Genomic DNA, 18,210 nt, shown 5'->3' with positions numbered 1-18,210 from the left:
ACGGGGTGAGCAAGCTGTACCGGGTGACCGTGCGCCCCCGGGCCGAGGAGAGCCAAGTGATTGCCTTGAGCAAGGGGGTGCAGCTGGACGACGGGGCCGTGACCCAGCCCGCCGTGATCAACGTGGTGGTGGACGAGCCCGGCCGCACCGTGCTGGAAATGACCATTAAGGAGGGCAAGAACCGCCAGATCCGCCGCATGTGCGAGGCGGTGGGGCTGGAGGTGGTGCGCCTGCGGCGCAGCGCCGTGGGCGCGGTGAAGCTGGGGATGCTGCAGCCCGGCCAATACCGGCCCCTTGCCAAAAGCGAGCTGGTTGCCCTGCGCGCCGCCGCCCAGAAGGGCAAAGCGCGCGCCGTGACCCGGGAGCAGCAGGAAAGGGCGGCGCAAACGGTGCAAACCCGGCAAAGACCGCCCCGCAGGCGGCCGGCACGGGGCGCAAAATAAGCTGTCACATTCAGACAATTTTGTTGCACGATAGCTTTTGCACGGGCAAAAAGCTATTGTTATCCATTTGTCAAAATAGTATAATAAACTCAAAACTAGATCAATCAATGCAGGAGGGTTTCACATGGCTTCTAAAAAGCTGAGCAAGGGCGAGATCCTGGCCGCTTTCTTCGATGAAGGCGTTTATACCGAGCTGTTTGCGGGCGGCGCGGTACAGGCCGCGTACGGCTGCGCCGGCGGCCAGCCGGTGTATGCGGTGTGCCAGAGCGGCGGCGCCGTGACCGCAAAGGATCTGGATAAAAACCGCAAGGTCCTTGGCATGGCCGCCAAGACCGGCAATCCGGTGGTGACGTTCTACGACTCTGTGGGCGCGAAGCTGGAAGAAGGCCTGGACCTGCTGACTGCAAACGCGGCCCTGACCGCCGAGATCGCCCGGGTGTCCGGCGTGGTGCCCCAGATCGCGGTGGTGACCGGCGTGTGCGGAGGCACGGCCGCGCTGGCTGCGGCCAGCGCAGACCTGTGCATCATGGCCGAGGACGCGCAGCTGTTCTTTACCGCTCCGTTTACCAGCGCCGCCGAGGGCGACAAGCTGGCGGGCGCGGGCAGCGCGGCGTTTGCGGCAAAGGCGGGCGTGGCGGCTCTGACCGCCAAGGACGGGGCCGAGGCAGCCGCCCTGGCCGCCCGTGTGGCGGGCACCCTGCCGGGCAATAACCTGGCCGGCCCCTCGGTGTTCGAGTTTGAGGCGCCCTCGGCTGTGTTGGAGCTGAACAGCTACAGCGCCCCCAAGGCTGTGGAGGCTTTGGTGGATGCGGGCAGCGCGCTGGAGGTATACGCCGGCTTTGGCAAAAAGGTATACACCGCCCTTGCCACCGTGAACGGCAACATCGTGGGCGTTGTGGCCACCGAGCCGGACGGCCTGTGCCACAACTGCGTGTCCAAGGCGGCCCGCATGATGCGCCTGTGCGACGCGTTCAGCATTCCGGTGGTGACCCTGGTGAACAGCGAGGGCTTTGTGAAAAGCGCCACCGACGACCAGGCAGGGGGCATCCGCGAGGCGGCCCGCCTGGCCGGTACTTACGCAGACGCCACCACCGCAAAGGTGGCGGTGCTGGCCGGCAAGGCTGTGGGGCCGGTCTATACCGCCCTGGCAAACGCCGACGTGACCATTGCCGTGGAGGGCTGCACCGTGGCCGCCCTGGAGCCCCAGGCCGCCGTGCGCGTGCTGTATAAAGACGAGCTGGACGCCAGCGACAACATTCTGGCCGCCACCGCCGCCAAGGCGGCACAGTATGCGGCTGCCGAGTGCAGCGCCCAGGCCGCCCTGGCCGCAGGCGCCGCCGATTTTGCAGTGGCCGCCGCCGATGTGCGCGCCACCCTGGCCGCCGCCCTGGATATGCTGGCCACCAAGCGCGCCCAGCGCCTGCCCAAAAAGCACGGGAACCTGAGCCTGTAAGGAAAACGAACGTTCGTATAGAGAATTGAGATTAGGAGGAACCCCCTATGAAACACTACAGCATTACCGTGAACGGAACCGCGTATGATGTGACCGTGGAAGAGACCGCCGGCGGCGCTGCCGCCCCCAAGGCCGCCCCTGCTGCCGCACCCAAAGCTGCCGCACCTGCGGCGGCCCCGGCCCCCGCTGCTGCCGCAGGCGCGGTGAAGGTAACCGCCCCCATGCCCGGCACCATTCTGGATGTGAAGAGCGCCGCGGGAAGTTCTGTAAAGGCCGGCGACGTGCTGGTGATCCTGGAGGCCATGAAAATGGAGAACGAGATCGTGGCACCGCAGGACGGTACGGTGGCTTCCATCACTGTGAAAAAGGGCGACAGCGTGAACTCCGGCGACGTGCTGGTCACGATGAACTAAGGCAGCGAGGTGAAAGAGATGGCGAAAAAGCCCATTAAAATTACCGAAGTGGTGCTGCGCGACTCGCATCAGTCGCTGCTGGCCACCCGCATGACCATGGACGAGATGCGGCCCATCCTGCCCGCAATGGACGAGATCGGCTACTTCTCGGTGGAGTGCTGGGGCGGCGCTACCTTCGATTCCTGCATCCGTTTTTTGGATGAAGACCCCTGGGACCGCCTGCGCATCCTGCGCAGGGAAATGCCGAACACCAAGCTGCAGATGCTGTTCCGTGGCCAGAACATGCTGGGGTACCGCCCCTATGCCGACGACGCGGTGGAGTACTTTGTGCAGAAATCGGTGGCGAACGGCATCGACATCATCCGCATTTTCGACGCGCTGAACGACCCCCGCAATCTGGAAACCGCCATCAAGGCGGCCAACAAGGAAAAGGCCCATGTGCAGGGCTGCATCAGCTACACCCTGAGCCCCGTGCACAACAACGAGTATTTTGCCGAGTACGCAAAGACCCTGGAGGAGATGGGCGCCGACTCGATCTGCATCAAGGACATGGCAGGCCTGCTTACCCCGTATACCTGCTATGATCTGGTGAAGAAGCTCAAGGAGACTGTGAACATTCCCATCGATATCCACAGCCATTACACTGCGGGCCTTGCCTCCATGTCCATCCTGAAGGGCATCGAGGCCGGTGCGGATATTGTGGATACCTCCATGAGCCCGCTGGCACTGGGCACCAGCCACATGCCCACCGAGAGCCTGGTGGCCGCCCTGCAGGGCACCGATTACGACACCGGCCTTGACCTGAACAAGCTCAATGTGGTGCGCGCCCACTTTGCCAAGCTGCGCGAAAAGTATATCGCCAACGGCCAGATCAACCCCAAGAGCCTGGGTGTGGACGCCAACACCCTGTTGTACCAGGTGCCGGGCGGCATGTTCTCCAACATGCTCAAGCAGCTCAAGGATGCGGGCAAAGAGGATAAGCTGGACGAGGTGCTGCAGGAGATCCCCCGCGTGCGCCAGGATTCCGGTTATCCGCCGCTGGTCACCCCCACCAGCCAGATCGTGGGCACCCAGGCGGTGTTCAATGTGATCATGGGCGAGCGCTACAAGATGGTAACCAAGGAATTCCGCGGCCTTGTGCACGGAGATTACGGCAAGACCCCCGCGCCCATCGACCCGGCGTTCAGCAAAAAGATCCTGGGCGACGATGCGCCCATCACCTGCCGCTTTGCGGATACCCTGGAGCCCGAGGTGGAAAAGCTGAAGGCCGAGGCGGCAAAGTACGTGATCCAGGAGGAGGACGTGCTGACCTACGCCATGTTCCCCCAGGTGGCGCCGAAGTTTTTTGAGAAGCGGGCCGAGAAAGCCACCGGCGTGGACGGCGAACACGTGGACTACGCCGGAAAATCCCACCCGGTATAAATTGTTGTACATGAAAACGGCCCATGCCTGGTTACTTCAGGCACGGGCCGTTTTTTCGGCGGAGCGGGCAAAAACCGTTTGAGAAGGCAAAGGAGCAGAAGGGACGGCGCGCCCCGGTGTAAAGCGCGGGACCTACCGCAGCAGGGGCAGGCTGCCGGTGAGGCGATTCACCTTTCGTTTATCGCCGCACAGGGCAAGGCCAAAGTAGTGCAGCGCGCTGCCCGGGGTGCCGGCCATGCGCAGGATGTATTGGTCATAGGTATGGCAGCTTTGGGCAAGATCCTGAAAATCGACCACCGTAAGGTCGCCGTATTCCTGCTGGTAGAGGGCCTGGCGGAGCTGGTGCAGCCGTTCCCCGGAGGCGCGCAGAACCGGAATGGGGATCTGCACGATGCCCAGGTGCTCACAGCCCCCGGCATCGGCCACGGCCGGACCTGCGATGTGTGGGCACTGTTTGCCCAGGGTAACGCCCAGAATGGCGGCTGTGTTGGCGGCGACGCCCAGAGGAAGGGCCTCGTGCAATACCAGCACACATTTTTCTTCAATCTGTTCCATGTGGGATCGCTCCTTTTTTGGGGGCTTTATCGCCGCTCTCGGAGAGGAAAAGGCCCGTGAGGGTGAGGGCCGTGCCGGCAAGGGCGGCAGGGGTGATGGCTTCGTGCAGCAAAAGTGCCGAGGCGGCCAGCGTGACCACCGGAACCGCGTAGATATAGGCGCTGGTGCGCACCGGGCCCAGGGCCCGCACGGCAAAGTTCCAGGTAACAAAACATAAGGCTGAAGCGCCGAGGCCCAAAAACAGCAGGTTCAAAAGGATCTGCGGTTCCGCCAACAGGGCGGGGCGCAGGTCAAAAGGGGAAAAGGGCAGGGTGGGCAGCATAAAAAGCAGGCCGAAAAAGAAGACCCGGCGGGTGACCTGCACCGCGCCGAAGCCATACCCCCCAATGACGCGGGTAAGCAGGGAATAGCAAGCCCATACCAGAGCGGCGGCCAGTGCCAGCAGATCACCGGCAGGGCTTGCCTTGAGCGGCCCGCCGGAAAAGCTGAGCAGGCACACACCCGCCATGGCTGCGGCAAAGCCGGCAAAAAAACGCGGCCGCAGCGGTTCAGCGCCCCGAAACATCCAGTGGGCCAGCAGCGCTGTGAAAAAGGGCGCCACCGAAATAATGACCCCAACGTTGGAGGCGAACGTGAAGGTGAGCGCCACATTTTCCAGTAAGTAATACAGGCAGATGCCGGTGAGGCCCGCCAGCGCAAACGCCGCATTCTGGCGGCCGCTGACCCCCCGCAGGCGGCGGGGGCAGATCAGCCACAGGGCAAGGTAGCCTAGCAAAAAGCGAAGAAACAAAATTTCGACCGGGCTGAGCTGCCGCAGCAGCACTTTGGTGGAAATAAAAGTGGTGCCCCAGATCAGCATGGTCAGGCCGGCGGCAAGGTGCCCGGCACGAAGCTCGCGCTGCATAAACGCGCCCCTTTCCTGGTTATTTTTGAAAAAAGATCTCCCGGTAAGCGCCGGGGGGCATGCCGATAAACAGGCTGAAAAAACGGTGGAAATGGCTTTGGTCGGCAAAGCCGGCCGCCAGCGCGGCCTCGGCCGGGGCGGCGCCCTGCTCCAACAGGGCTTTGGCGCGCTCGACGCGCACGGATTGCAGGTAGCGGTACGGCGTGACCCCCTTGGCGCGGGTGAAGGCGCGCAGCAGGGAAGAGCGGCTCAGCGCGGCGGCGGCACAGAGATCGTCCAGCGCAATGTGCTCGGTGTAATGTTGCCGAATGAAATCACAGGCGCGCTCCACCTCGGCCCGGCTTTCCGGCTGGGCCAGGGAGATCGGGCGGGAGTACCGGCCGAGGAGCCGGTCAAAAAAGAACAGCAGGAGCTCCTCTTTTTCGAACTCACCGCTGCCCTCCAGAATGAGCTGATGCAGCCTGCCGAATTCGGCCGCCAGCTCCGGGTCCCAGATAACGGGCGGGGCGAACAGCGGGGCTTCGCCGCTGCCTGTGAGCTCCTGCGCCAGAGCCTCCATCACGGCGGGCGGCACGTTGAGCGCACGCCAGTCCGTGGCTTCGGGGCCGAGCTGCTGGCAGGCGTGGGGGTCGCCCGGGTTGATGGCCAGCAGGGCCCCGGTCCGGGCCGTGTAGGAGCAGCCCTTATAAAATAAGGTGCGCGCACCCTCTTCCACCAGGCCGAACAGATAATGCTCGTGGAAGTGCGGGGGAAAGGCAGGCTTGAGCCCCTTGAAAAAATGGGCTTCCATTTGCAGGCCTTCATCGTAGCGGAACAGGGAATCGCCCATGCGGGAATACCTCCTTGTGCGGCGCGGGCAGGCCCGCTTTTGGCGAAATCGTATGCTTATTATACACCCGGCCGGCAAGCCCCGGCTTGTACGATATCGCCTTTTTTGCCCGGGTATGTTTTTGCCCCGGCACCGGGTACGGGCAGAAATAACCATCCATTCTTATAGACTCTGTAAAGCTGCTATGCTACAATGAAGCCAGCGCCCAACAGGGGTTTTTGAGGGGGTATCGTATGCTGAAAGCGGTAATTTTTGATTTTGATTATACATTGGGAGACTCCACAAATGGTATTGCTTTAAGTATAAATTATGCTTTGAGAGAATTGGGCTACGCACCCCCAAACATTTCAGATATAAAAAAGTCAATAGGATTATCCTTAACAGAAACATACTTTACATTAACATCGAACGATGATTTGGACGAGGCAGGGCAATTTGCCAAACTCTTTAAGGAAAAAGCTGATAGCGTTATGGTTGCTCATACCACACTGTATGCAGGAGTAAAAAATGCTTTGCAAATGCTGAAGGACAAAGGGCGTAAGACCGCTATTGTTACAACAAAATTTCATTATAGAATTGAACAGATATTAAATAAATTTTCTTTAAGTGAGTTAATTGATATCATTGTTGGGGCGGAAGATGTAAAAGCAGAGAAACCTGATCCGGAAGGATTGCTTTGGGCTATTGAACATTTGGATGTAAGAAATAAAGAGGTGCTTTATGTCGGGGATAGCTTGGTTGATGCCAAGACAGCCGAAAACGCCAAAGTTGATTTTGTTGCTGTGCTAACAGGAACAAAATCAAGGGATGATTTTAAAAATTACAATTGCACATATATAGGCGAAGATATAGCAGACATTTGTAAGTATATTTTAACTTTGGAGTGAAAATTTCCGCTGAATGTCCTCTCCTTGCTATCTTTTTTGGGGCAGTTGGCTTATAACAAAGGGGCTTTTTTCTTATCGCCTCAGGCTATTTTCGACCACTGGCCTAGCCAGTGGTTTTATATTGCTCAAAAGCGGCGGAACGCCGCTTTTGAGCGCTCCGCCGCTTTTGGGTCACTGGCGCAGGCGCGCCTCGCGCACCCGGGCGTGAAATTCCTCGCTGCCGGCGCACCCTGCCAGAAGGGATTGCTGTGCGTCCTCAGGCAGAGAATTGAAGAAGGCCTCGTCCTCGCCTGCGTCGGGGCTCCACTGGCCCAAAAGGCCCGCATCGGCCATGGGAATAAAGTACGGCATCTCGTCCATTGCGTTTCACCTCGCTCTTAGTGTGCCCCGCCCGCACCGGCTTTTTTCTGGGAAATCCGACCATTCACAGGGCAGACGGCGCGCGCAGAAAGGCGGGCAAAAACCTTGCAATGAGGGGGTAAAACGTGTAAAATATGAACATGTATATTTAAAAATGGGTCATACTGCCCAATGAAACAATATACAAAGCCGACTTTCTATTTTTTCATAAGGAAGAGGTGCATTCAATGGCATTGAGCATGACCGGCTATGGCCGGGCCGAGGCCGTGGTGAACGGCCGGGACATCACCGTGGAGATCAAGAGCGTCAATTCCCGCTATTTCGAGTATTCTTCCCGCATTCCCCGCAGCTGCGCCTTTCTGGACGACCGGCTGAAAAAACGGCTCAGCACAGCCATCAGCCGCGGCAAGGTGGAACTGAACATGCAGCTGCAGAATGTTTCAGCCCAAGACACCGCCGTGGAGGCGGACCTGCCCCTGGCCGCAAGCTACAGGGACGCCCTGGCCCTGCTGAGCGCAGAGCTGGGCCTAAAAAACGACGTTACCGCGGGGATGGTGGCGCGCTTCCCGGATGTGCTTGCGGTGCGGCACGCCGCAGTGGACGAGGAACAGCTGTGGCAGGATGTGAGCGCGGTGTGCGACGCCGCGGTGGAAAACTTTGTGCAGATGCGTGCGGCAGAGGGGGAAAAGCTCAAGGAGGACATTCTGGGCCGCCTTTCCACCATTGAACAGGCGGTTGGCACGGTGGAAGAGGGCAGCGCCGGCCGGGTGGAGGCGTATACGAAAAAGCTGTATGCCCGTTTGCAGACCCTGCTGCAGGACCAGAATATTGATGAGGCACGCCTGCTCACCGAGGCCGCGATCTTTGCCGACAAGACCGCCGTGGACGAGGAGACCGTGCGGCTGCGCAGCCACATTGCCCAGTACCGGGAGATTCTGGGCAGCGGCGGCCCGGTGGGCCGCAAGCTGGACTTTTTGACCCAGGAGCTCAACCGGGAGACCAATACCATTGGTTCCAAGTGCCAGGATCTGGCGATCACCCGCGTTGTGGTGGACATCAAGGCCGAGATCGAAAAGATTCGGGAACAGATTCAAAACATTGAATAACGACAGGAGAGGGAATATGAAACTCATCAACATCGGGTTTGGCAACATGGTCAGCGCGGGGCGGCTGATCGCCATTGTAAGCCCGGAATCCGCGCCCATCAAGCGGATCGTGCAGGAGGCCCGGGACAAGGGCTCGCTGATCGACGCCACTTACGGCCGCCGCACCCGTGCCGTGATTATCATGGACTCGGATCACGTGATCCTGTCGGCTGTGCAGCCCGAAACGGTGGCGAACCGCCTGGCGGACGACAACGAGGATGAGCTGGACGAGGAGCTGGGGGATGAGTAACGAAAAGTATCTTGTGGTCGTATCCGGCCCTTCCGGCTCCGGCAAGGATACCGTGGTAAAACGGCTGATGGAGCTTCACCCGGAGATCGAGATATCGGTTTCGGCCACCACCCGCCCCATGCGTCCGGGCGAGAGAGAGGGCGTTGACTATTACTACCTGGCCAGAGATGAATTTGAACGGCGCATTGCAGCGGGCGAGATATTGGAATACGCCCAATACTGCGAAAACTATTATGGCACCCCCCGCGCGGAGGTGGACAGGCGCATTGCGGCCCATAAAACCGTGATCCTGGTGATCGAGGTAGTGGGAGCCGCCAACATCAAGCGGAACTACCCCGGCGCGACCACTGTTTTTGTGCGGCCGCCCAGCTATGAAGAGCTGGAGCAGCGGCTGCGGGGCCGGGGCACCGAGTGCGAGGAAGCCATTCAAAAACGGCTGCGGCGCGCGCTGGAGGAGATGGAGTACGCCGTGGATTACGACGAGGTCGTGGTAAACGCCCAGGTGGACGAGTGTGCGGAAGAGATCTATGCGCTGATTCAAAAACATCAGCGGCAGTAAAAAAGGGAGGCGTCGCTTTTGTTGGATACGGTACAGGTAGCGGTGAGCGGCGCCACGTTCCACTTTGATAAGCTGTATACTTACCTTTTGCCGCCGCGCCTGTGCGGTGCGGTGTTTTTGGGCAGTATGGTGCTGGTACCCTTTGGCCGGGGGAACAAACCGCGCATGGGCGTGGTGCTGGCGCTGGGGCAGCAGGAGGAGCCGGGCCGCTGCAAGGAGCTGTTCGACGCCGCCCCTGAGGAAGCGCGCCTGACCGGCGAACTGATGGAGCTGGTGCGCTTTTTAAAAGAGTATACCTTCTGCACCTGGTACGAGGCGGTCAAGGCGGTGATCCCCTATGGGGCGCAATACCGCCCGGCCGCCACCGAGCAGGGGCCGCGGCTGCAAAAGCAGCTGGTGCGCCACACGGAACCCTTATACCGGCTGGCAGGGGAACTGCCCGCCAAGCCGAAACCGACCGACAAGCAAAAGGCTGCGGTGGAGGCGCTGAAAAGCGGCCCGCTGCCCCAAAGCCAGCTGGCGGAGCTGGGGCTTTCCCGCGCGGTGCTGGATAACCTGTGCGCAAAGGGAGTGCTGGAAAAAAGCAAGACCGACAAGGTCATTGACCTGTACGCCCACATTGCCCCCAGCGGGGAAGTGCTGGAGCTCACCGGGGCGCAGCAGAGGGTGTTTGAGGGCCTGGCCGCCCAGATGGACGCGGGAAAAGCCGCCGCGGCGCTGCTGTACGGCGTGACCGCCAGCGGCAAAACGCTGGTGTTTTTGAAGCTGATTGAGCGCGCCCTGCAAAAAGGAAAGACGGCGCTGGTGCTGGTGCCCGAGATCAGCCTGACCCCCCAAATGATCCGCCGCCTGAAAGAGTGCTTCGGCAACCGGGTGGCGGTACAGCACTCGGCGCTGAACCACACCGAGCGGCTGCTGCAATGGCGGATGATCCAGCAGGGCGGGGCCGATATTGTGGTGGGAACCCGCAGCGCGGTGTTCGCGCCGCTGCAGAATCTGGGCCTGGTAATCCTGGATGAAGAGCAGGAGCACACCTACCGCTCGGAGAGCGCCCCCCGGTTTGACGCCCGCGACGTGGCAAAGCGCCGCGCGGCAAGCCACGGCGCCCTGGTGCTGTTTGCCAGTGCAACCCCCAGCGTGGAGAGCTACCAGGCCGCGCTGGAGGGGCGGTATACCCTTTACAAGCTGACCCAGCGGTATGCCAGCCAGCCGCTGCCCAGCGTGGAGCTGGTGGATATGCGCGGTGAGCTGGCGGCGGGCAACCCCGGCAGCATCAGCGCGGTGCTGGCGCAGCATATCCGCGAAACGCTGGCCGGGGGGCGGCAGACCATTTTGCTGCTGAACCGGAGAGGCTACCGCACGGTGGGCATGTGCACCGACTGCGGCAAGGCCGTAAAGTGCGGCAGCTGCAGTGTGCCCATGGTCTACCACAAGCCCGAGCGCAAACTCATGTGCCATTACTGCGGCAAGACCATCAGCCCGGTGCCCACGGTATGCCCGGAATGCGGCGGCAAGCTGCGGTATACCGGCTTTGGCACCCAGCGGGTGGAGGAGGAACTGGCGGAGCTGTTCCCGGATGCGCGGGTGCTGCGCATGGATCAGGATTCCACCGGGCAAAAAAACGCGCACGAGCGCATGCTGGCGCGCTTTGCCGCGGGGGAATACGACGTCATGCTTGGCACCCAGATGGTCGCCAAGGGGCTGGACTTTGAGCGCGTGACCCTTGTGGGGGTGCTTGGCATTGATTCGCTGCTGTTTTCGCAGGGGTTCCGGGCGTTTGAGAACGTGTTCAGCCTGGTAACCCAGGTTGTGGGCAGAAGCGGGCGCGCCAGCGAGCCGGGGCACGCGGTGATTCAAACGGTGGACCCGGCCAGCCCGGTGCTGAACCTGGCGGCCCGGCAGGACTACGAGGCATTTTTTGCCCAGGAGATCGCCTTCCGGAAGCTGTGCCTTTACCCGCCGTTCTGCGCGGTGTGCATTGCGGCCTTCAGCGGCGAAAAGGACGGCGAGGCCCTGGCGGCGGCGGCACGGTTCGGTGCGCTGCTGGGTGTGGAAGCCCAAAAAACGCCGGAGCTTCCGCTGCGCATCCTGGGGCCCGCCCCCATGAACGTGGTGCTGGTAAAGGACCGCTACCGCTACAAGCTCACCATCAAATGCCGCAACGATCGGGCGTTCCGCGCCCTGGTGGCAAGGACCCTGGAGGCCTATGCCGCCGAAGGGCTGCCCGCCAAGGCCTCGGTCACGCTGGATTTCAACTCGGACGGCGACTAGGCCGCCCGCAAAACGACAAGACGAAAACCATGCAAGGAGGATTTTTTCTATGGCACTTCGGACCATTGTGCAGGACGGCGACCCGATTTTAAAAAAGGTCTGCCGCCCTGTGACCAATTTTGACGACCGGCTGGCCACCCTGCTCGACGATATGAAGGAGACCCTGCTGAGCGCGGGGGGGCTGGGCCTGGCGGGCCCCCAGGTGGGCGTGATGCGCCGCCTGTTTGTGGCGCTGGACGAGCGCGACCTGCCCGAGGACGGCACCGTGCCGGAGGGGTATGAGCCCAAGTTCATCGAGTGCATCAACCCCGAGATCGTGGAGTGCTCGGAGGACGAGGTGACCCTGTACGAAGGGTGCCTTTCCTTCCCTGGGCACAACGGGGCCATTGCGCGCCCCCGCAAGGTAAAGCTGCGCGCCCAGGACCGCACGGGCAAGGTGTTTGAGATGGAGGGCGAAGAGATGCTGGCCCGCTGCTTCTGCCACGAAACAAACCACCTGGACGGCATTACCATTATGGACCTGGCCGACCGTTTTTACGAGGACGATTACCCCGACGGGGCGGAGGAAGAATAAGATGCGCATCCTGTTCATGGGCACGCCGGAGATCGCCGCCGCCAGCCTGCAGGCGCTGCTGAGCGCGGGGCACGAGGTGTGCGGGGTGTTTACCCGCGAGGATAAGCCGGTGGGCCGCAAACAGGTGCTCACCGCGCCGCCGGTCAAGGCGCTGGCGCTGCGGGCGGGGCTGCCCGTGTTCCAGCCCCGCACCCTGCGCACCGGCGAGGCTGAGGCCCAGATCCGGGCGCTGGCCCCCGAGTTGATCGTGGTGGTGGCCTACGGGCGCATCCTGCCGCCGGAAATTTTGAGCATCCCTGCCAAGGGGTGCATCAACCTGCATGTGTCGCTGCTGCCCAAATACCGGGGCGCGGCGCCGGTGCAGTGGGCGGTGATCAACGGGGAGGCCGAGACCGGCGTGTCCATTATGTATTTGGACGAGGGCCTGGACACCGGCGACATTCTGAAGGTTGCCCCGGTGGAGATCGGCCCCGAGGAAACCAGCGGGGAACTATTCCAGCGGATCAGCGCCCTGGGGGCCGCGACTTTGGTGGAGGCTGTGGCCGGGATCGCCGCGGGCAGCGCGGTGCGCACCCCGCAGGATCACGAAAAGGCGACCCAGGCGCCGCCCCTGACCAAGGAACTGGCGCACTTTGAATTTGACCGCCCCGCCTGGGCGCTTCATAACCTGATCCGGGGGATGAACCCCTGGCCCGCGGCCTACTTTGAGCGGGAGGGAAAAAAGGTCAAAGTGCTGCGCAGCCGGTTGGCGGTGGGCAGCGGCGCGCCAGGCACGGTGCTGGCCGCAAGGCCGCTTGTGGTGGCCTGCGCCGAGGGAGCGCTGGAATTGACCGAGGTGGTGCCCGAGGGTAAAAAGCCCATGGAGGGCGCTGCCTGGGCGGCAGGCCGCCGCCTGAAAGCGGGCGACGCGGTGTGAGGGCGAAAACCGCCGAAGAAAAGTTTGACGATTGCCCACGTGCACCCATGCCCGGCAAGGGGCAGAGCGTGGGACTTTTTTAAACAAGCGTTTGATTGCGGAGCAGCCAAACGACCGGAGGAAATGATTTTATGGATGTTGCCCGCCGCACCGCGGCCCTGGCCCTGGTGCACCAGGAACAGAGCGGCTATTCCAACCTGGTGCTGGCCGGCGCGCTGGAAAAGCATGCGCTGCCGCCCCGAGACAAGGCGTTCGTGACCGCTTTGTTTTACGGTGTTACCGAGCGGCTGCTCACCCTGGACTGGTGCCTGGCGCGCTGCCTGTCAAGGCCCATGAAAAGGCTTGACCCACAGGTGCGCGCGGTGCTGCGTATGGGCCTGTATGAGGCGCGGTATATGGGCACGCCCGCCGCGGTGGCCGTGAGCGAGGCAGTGGCTTTATGCAGAGCACTGAAAAAAAGCAGCGCTGCCGGGCTTGTGAACGCAGTGCTGCGCCGGGCGCTGGAGCAGCACCCGGAACAGGCGCAGTTTGCGGATGAAGCCGAGCGGTTTTCGGTGCTCTATTCGGTGGGGCTGCCGGCCGTGCGGCTTTTGCTGCGGGAATACCCCGCCCAGTGTGAAAAGATATTGCAGGCCTGCTTTGAACCCGCGCCCACCGCGCTGCGATGCAATACCCTGCGCACCGACGTGCAGAAGCTTTGTGCGGCGCTTGAGCAAGAAGGCGCAGAGGCCGGGGCGGGCGATCTGCCCGGGGCGGTGCTGGCGCGCTTTGCGGGCAGCCCGGCCGCCACCAAAGCCTTTGCCCAGGGGCTTTACCACGTGCAGGGGCAGGCCTCGCAGCTGGCGGCGCTGAGCCTTGGGGCGCAGCCCGGCGAAACGGTGCTGGATTTGTGCGCGGCACCGGGGGGCAAAACCCTGCTGCTGGCCCAGGAAATGAAGGGCGAGGGCAGGCTGGTGAGCTGCGATGCGGCTGAGGGCCGACTGCCTTTGATTGAAAAAGCCGTAAAGCGGTACGGCTTTACAAATGTGACGGTACGGCAGAACGACGCCGCGGTTTACAACCCCGCTTTCCAGAGAGCGGACCGGGTGCTGGTAGACGCGCCCTGCTCCGGCCTTGGCATTATGGCCAAAAAGCCCGATATCCGCTATAAGACCCTGGAGGGCGCGGAGGAATTGCACGCGCTGCAATTGAAAATTTTGAGCACCTCGGCGCGTTATGTAAAAAAAGGGGGCAGGCTGGTTTATTCCACCTGCACGGTGGACCCGGCGGAAAACCAGCGGGTGGTGCGGGCATTTTTGGCCGCACAGCCCGGATTTCGAACAGTGCCCCCATACTGCACGCCTTCCGGTGCGCTGGAAGAAGATCATATGCTCACCCTGCTGCCCGGCTTTTGCGGCCCCGACGGATTTTTTATTGCTGCATTGGAGCGAAGCGTGTAGGATCTGGGCCAAACCTGGCCGGAAAATAGGGCGCCGCCCTATTTTTGATGGCAACCACGGAGAGATTGTGATACAATGAGCAAGAAGTGCATTTCTTCCCTTACGCTGGAACAGCTGGCCGCCCTGATGAAGGAGCTGGGGCAGCCGGCGTTTCGGGCAAAGCAGATCTTCCACTGGCTGCACCAAAAGCTGGCTGCGGACTTTTCGGCAATGACCGACCAGCCCAAAGCGCTGCTGGCGGCGCTGGCGGAGGATTGGTACGTGGCGGCGCCTGCGATCCAGCGGCGGCAGCAAGCAAAGGACGGCACGGTGAAATACCTGCTGCGCCTGTTCGATGGAAACTGCATCGAGGCGGTGGTGATGCGCTACCACTACGGCAACACGATCTGCGTGTCCACCCAGGTGGGCTGCCGCATGGGCTGCCGCTTTTGCGCCTCGACCCAAGCGGGCCGGGCGCGCAATCTGGAAGCCGGAGAGATCGCGGCCCAGGTGTATGCCGCCCAGCGGGATATCGGCGGGCGGATCTCGCACATTGTGCTGATGGGGATCGGCGAGCCGCTGGATAACTTTGACAACGTGATGGCCTTTTTAAAACTGATCTCCCACCCGGAAGGGCTGAACATCGGCATGCGCAACATCAGCCTTTCCACCTGCGGCATTGTGCCGCAGATCGACCGGCTGGCACAGGAAAAGCTGCAGCTCACCCTCTCGGTATCGCTGCATGCGCCGAACAACGCGATGCGCAGCGGCATGATGCCGGTAAACGACGCCTACCCCGTGGAACAGGTGATCGCGGCCTGCAGGCGCTACCAGAAGACCACTGGCCGGAGGGTGAGCTTTGAATATTCCATGGTGCGGGGCGTGAACGACAGCCGCGGTACGGCCCTTGAACTGGCCCAGCTTGTGCGGGGCATGGGGGCGCATGTGAACCTGATCCCCATCAACCCGGTGGACGGCAGCCCCTATTCGGCCACCGACGCCGAAAACGTAAAGCGCTTTCAGCAATGGCTTACAGACCTGGGGGTGAACGCCACTGTGCGCCGCCGCCTGGGCAGCGATATCAGCGCCGCCTGCGGCCAGCTGCGGCGGGAAGAGGCGGCAAAGGAGGCAGCTACATGAAACTGGCTGGCAAGACCGACATCGGCAACTGCCGCAGAGAGAATCAGGATAATTACCGCGCCGCCCGCCTGCCGGACGACACGGTCTGGGCAGTGGTGTGCGACGGAATGGGCGGCGCGGCTGCGGGGCAGCTGGCAAGCCAGGTGGCCACCGACGCGCTGGAGGATTGTTTTACCGCCGCCCTGCCCAAACTTGCACAGGGGCAGGAACGGCTGTTTTTGCTGAAGTGCCTGCAAAAGGCCAATAAGGCGGTGTATGAGGAGTCGCTCAAGAACCCGGCAAACAGGGGCATGGGCACCACGGCCGTGTGCGCGCTTGTGCGGGACGGCACGGCCCACATTGCCCATGTGGGCGACTCCCGGGCCTATTTATACCGCCCGGGGCAGTTCGCAAGGCTTACCAAGGACCATTCCATGGTGCAGCAGATGGTGGAGAGCGGACAGCTCACAAGCCAGCAGGCCGAGCGCCACCCCCGCAAGAACCTGATCACCAAGGCGCTGGGCGTGGAACCGGAGGTGGAGGGCGATTATACCTTTGCGGCAGTGCAGCAGGGGGATATCCTGCTGCTTTGCAGCGACGGCCTGTCCGGCGCGGTGCCGGATGGGGAGCTGGAACAAATTCTGGGGCACACCCCGTTTTTTATCACGCCGCGCAAGCTGATCGAGCAGGCGCTGCAGGCGGGCAGCCAGGACAATGTGACTGCCCTGGTTATTGGGGTGGAACCCACGGAGGAATGAGATGGATCAACTGATCGGCAAAAAGCTGGACGGCCGCTACCTGCTGCAGGAGCTGGTGGGCGTGGGCGGTATGGCCAACGTTTACAAGGCGGCCGACCTGAAAAACAACAGCACCGTGGCGGTAAAGATCCTGCGCGAGGAGTTCGCGCAGGACGCCGAGCTGGTGCGGCGGTTTAAAAATGAATCCAAGGCGATCTGCATTCTGGATCATCCCGCCATCGTAAAGGTGTATGACGTGTCGGTCACCGACAAACTGCAATACATCGTGATGGAATACATCGACGGCATTACCCTTAAAGAGTACATGACCCAGCGGGGCGGCCCCCTCACCTGGAAAGAGGTGGTGCATTTTGCCCAGCAGATCCTGGATGCATTGGACCACGCGCACCAAAAAGGGGTGGTGCACCGGGACATCAAGCCCCAGAACATCATGCTGGTGGCGGACGGCCGGGTCAAGATCATGGACTTCGGCATTGCGCGGTTTTCCCGCGCGGAGAGCCAGGCGGCCAGCGAGAAGGCCATTGGGTCGGTGCACTATATCAGCCCGGAGCAGGCAAAGGGCGATGTGACCGACGCAAAGGCGGATATCTATTCCACCGGCATCATGCTGTATGAAATGCTTTCGGGCAAGCTGCCCTTTGAGAGCGATACAGCGGTGTCGGTGGCGATCAAGCAGATCTCGGACAAGGCTGTGCCGTTGGGCGAAGTGGCGCCGGAGGTGCCCAAAGCCCTGCAGGACATTACCGCCCGGGCCATGGCAAAGGACCCTGCGGCCCGCTACCCCAGCGCAAGGGCAATGCTGAACGATCTGGAAGCGTTCAAAAAGGATCCCAGCATCCGATTTGAATATGAGTATATGACCGGGGACGCCCCGGAAAGGGTGATCGACAAGGTGGTACGGCAAACGAAAAACGGGCAGAATGGCCCCCGGCGGCCGGCGCAGCCAAATAAAAGCGGCCAACGCCCGGCAAATGGGCAAAACGGCAAGCGCCCCGCGCCCCGCAAAAAGCGGGTGGGGGTGCTGCCCATCCTTGCGGGCATGGCAACGGCCTTTGCGCTGGGCTCGGTGATTCTGTGCTATATGATCTTTGCCAATTCCACCAACCCTTTGTTCAGCAACAAGGCGGACGTGGAGCTGCCGGACTTTACCGGAAAAAGCTGGGAGCAAGTAAAGGCAGAATACGGCAGCCAGCTGACCTTCAAGGCCGAGGAGGAGTGGAACGAAAAGTACGAGAAGGGCACGATTTTTTACCAGTCTCCCCGGGGACCCCGGACCGTAAAGGAAGGGCAGAAGGTGGTAATCAAGGTGAGCCTTGGCACCCTGTATGTGCAGGTGCCTGACGTGACCCAGTGGCGCATCGCAGACGCGGAAGAGAAGCTGAAGGAACAGGGTTTCTCGGTGCGTCGGATGGACAAGGTGGATGAGAACGTGCCGGTGGGCACGGTCATCAGCACCGAACCCGAGGCCGGGATGGAGATCGCCAGCGGGAGCACGGTGTCGGTGTATGTGAGCCGCAAGGACGTGGACACCGACCGCACGGTGCCCATGCTGCAGGGCCTGACCCTGGAAGAGGCGATGCAGGAGCTGACCAGGGTGAACCTGACGCTGGGCACCCAGACTGAAGACTACAGCGACAGCATAGAGGCCGGGCGCATTATTTCCCAGAGCAGGGAGCCGGGCACCACGGTGCGGCTGAACACCAAGGTAAACGTGGTGGTGTCGATCGGGCCGGCGCCCACGCCGGAGCCCACAGAGGAACCCGAGCCGGAGCCCACGCCGGAGCCGACCCAGGCCCCCACACCGGTGCCCACACCTACGCCGGAGCCAAGCGTCGCTCCCCCCGAACCCACCGATGTGCCGCAAGGCAATGACGGGACCCCGGTCCCCGGGTGAGCGGGGCGGGTAAAACAAGACCATAACGCGACAGAATGGG

18 protein-coding genes and 1 pseudogene are annotated in these 18,210 nt (G+C 61.8%); 15 read left to right on the top strand and 4 right to left on the bottom strand.

Annotation, left to right across the window (positions count from 1 at the left end; all coding sequences use genetic code 11):
* From ACMLHZ_RS02320 to ACMLHZ_RS02305, 4 genes and pseudogenes are all read left to right on the top strand, one after another.
* Nucleotides 1–443, top strand: a pseudogene (locus tag ACMLHZ_RS02320) (pseudouridine synthase); the annotation flags it as partial.
* Between the two features lie 124 nt (nt 444–567).
* Nucleotides 568–1,896, top strand: a complete 1,329-nt coding sequence (locus ACMLHZ_RS02315) for a carboxyl transferase domain-containing protein (RefSeq protein ID WP_418666197.1) — start codon at nt 568–570, stop codon at nt 1,894–1,896.
* A 47-nt stretch (nt 1,897–1,943) separates the two neighbouring features.
* Nucleotides 1,944–2,309, top strand: a complete 366-nt coding sequence (locus ACMLHZ_RS02310; RefSeq protein WP_177561751.1) for a biotin/lipoyl-containing protein — start codon at nt 1,944–1,946, stop codon at nt 2,307–2,309.
* Between the two features lie 18 nt (nt 2,310–2,327).
* Nucleotides 2,328–3,731, top strand: a complete 1,404-nt coding sequence (locus ACMLHZ_RS02305) for an oxaloacetate decarboxylase subunit alpha (RefSeq protein ID WP_418666196.1) — start codon at nt 2,328–2,330, stop codon at nt 3,729–3,731.
* Between the two features lie 132 nt (nt 3,732–3,863).
* On the opposite strand, the gene ACMLHZ_RS02300 is transcribed toward ACMLHZ_RS02305, so the two are convergent.
* From ACMLHZ_RS02300 to ACMLHZ_RS02290, 3 genes are read right to left on the bottom strand one after another with little or no spacing between them, the layout of a single operon-like run.
* Nucleotides 3,864–4,286: a DUF2000 domain-containing protein gene (locus ACMLHZ_RS02300; protein WP_418666195.1), complete on the bottom strand. Its 423-nt coding sequence runs from the start codon at nt 4,284–4,286 to the stop codon at nt 3,864–3,866.
* Complete coding sequence (locus tag ACMLHZ_RS02295) at nt 4,273–5,190, bottom strand: DMT family transporter (RefSeq protein ID WP_418666194.1); 918 nt, start codon at nt 5,188–5,190, stop codon at nt 4,273–4,275. The genes ACMLHZ_RS02300 and ACMLHZ_RS02295 overlap by 14 nt, the downstream gene beginning before the upstream one ends.
* Nucleotides 5,191–5,209: 19 nt before the next feature.
* Nucleotides 5,210–6,019, bottom strand: a complete 810-nt coding sequence (locus ACMLHZ_RS02290; protein WP_418666193.1) for an AraC family transcriptional regulator — start codon at nt 6,017–6,019, stop codon at nt 5,210–5,212.
* 233 nt (nt 6,020–6,252) lie between these two features.
* On the opposite strand from ACMLHZ_RS02290, the gene ACMLHZ_RS02285 reads away from it, so the two are divergent.
* Entirely contained in the window at nt 6,253–6,906 is a 654-nt protein-coding gene (locus tag ACMLHZ_RS02285; RefSeq protein ID WP_418666192.1) for an HAD family hydrolase, read from the top strand.
* 171 nt (nt 6,907–7,077) lie between these two features.
* Here ACMLHZ_RS02285 and ACMLHZ_RS02280 read toward each other — a convergent pair whose 3' ends face one another.
* Nucleotides 7,078–7,266: a hypothetical protein gene (locus ACMLHZ_RS02280; RefSeq protein WP_177561761.1), complete on the bottom strand. Its 189-nt coding sequence runs from the start codon at nt 7,264–7,266 to the stop codon at nt 7,078–7,080.
* Nucleotides 7,267–7,493: 227 nt separating this feature from the next.
* Between ACMLHZ_RS02280 and ACMLHZ_RS02275 the strand changes: the two genes are divergently transcribed.
* The 10 genes from ACMLHZ_RS02275 to pknB all read left to right on the top strand — a co-directional run bounded on the left by ACMLHZ_RS02275 (nt 7,494) and on the right by pknB (nt 18,170).
* Nucleotides 7,494–8,372: a YicC/YloC family endoribonuclease gene (locus ACMLHZ_RS02275; RefSeq protein ID WP_418455021.1), complete on the top strand. Its 879-nt coding sequence runs from the start codon at nt 7,494–7,496 to the stop codon at nt 8,370–8,372.
* Between the two features lie 16 nt (nt 8,373–8,388).
* Nucleotides 8,389–8,661, top strand: a complete 273-nt coding sequence (gene remA, locus ACMLHZ_RS02270) for an extracellular matrix/biofilm regulator RemA (RefSeq protein WP_177561765.1) — start codon at nt 8,389–8,391, stop codon at nt 8,659–8,661.
* Nucleotides 8,654–9,220: a guanylate kinase gene (gene gmk, locus ACMLHZ_RS02265; RefSeq protein ID WP_418666191.1), complete on the top strand. Its 567-nt coding sequence runs from the start codon at nt 8,654–8,656 to the stop codon at nt 9,218–9,220. Before remA ends, gmk begins: the two co-directional genes overlap by 8 nt.
* An 18-nt stretch (nt 9,221–9,238) precedes the next feature.
* Nucleotides 9,239–11,491 carry a replication restart helicase PriA gene (gene priA, locus ACMLHZ_RS02260; protein WP_418666190.1) on the top strand — a complete coding sequence of 751 codons (2,253 nt, stop codon included), beginning with the start codon at nt 9,239–9,241 and terminating at the stop codon, nt 11,489–11,491.
* A 49-nt stretch (nt 11,492–11,540) separates the two neighbouring features.
* Nucleotides 11,541–12,065 (top strand): peptide deformylase, encoded by a 525-nt coding sequence (gene def / locus ACMLHZ_RS02255; protein ID WP_418666189.1) that lies wholly within the window; start codon nt 11,541–11,543, stop codon nt 12,063–12,065.
* Nucleotide 12,066: 1 nt separating this feature from the next.
* Entirely contained in the window at nt 12,067–12,981 is a 915-nt protein-coding gene (gene fmt / locus ACMLHZ_RS02250; protein WP_418666188.1) for a methionyl-tRNA formyltransferase, read from the top strand.
* Between the two features lie 131 nt (nt 12,982–13,112).
* Entirely contained in the window at nt 13,113–14,420 is a 1,308-nt protein-coding gene (gene rsmB, locus ACMLHZ_RS02245; RefSeq protein WP_418666187.1) for a 16S rRNA (cytosine(967)-C(5))-methyltransferase RsmB, read from the top strand.
* Nucleotides 14,421–14,495: 75 nt separating this feature from the next.
* Nucleotides 14,496–15,539, top strand: coding sequence for a 23S rRNA (adenine(2503)-C(2))-methyltransferase RlmN (rlmN, locus tag ACMLHZ_RS02240; RefSeq protein ID WP_418666186.1), 1,044 nt, complete (start codon nt 14,496–14,498; stop codon nt 15,537–15,539).
* Entirely contained in the window at nt 15,536–16,276 is a 741-nt protein-coding gene (locus tag ACMLHZ_RS02235) for a Stp1/IreP family PP2C-type Ser/Thr phosphatase (protein WP_418666185.1), read from the top strand. The genes rlmN and ACMLHZ_RS02235 overlap by 4 nt, the downstream gene beginning before the upstream one ends.
* Nucleotide 16,277: 1 nt before the next feature.
* Nucleotides 16,278–18,170, top strand: coding sequence for a Stk1 family PASTA domain-containing Ser/Thr kinase (pknB, locus tag ACMLHZ_RS02230; protein WP_418666184.1), 1,893 nt, complete (start codon nt 16,278–16,280; stop codon nt 18,168–18,170).
* Nucleotides 18,171–18,210 lie beyond the last annotated feature (40 nt).

Source organism: Allofournierella sp., assembly GCF_048388525.1.
GTDB lineage: Bacteria > Bacillota > Clostridia > Oscillospirales > Ruminococcaceae > BQOK01.
This window is presented reverse-complemented; position numbering and strand designations above follow the sequence as displayed.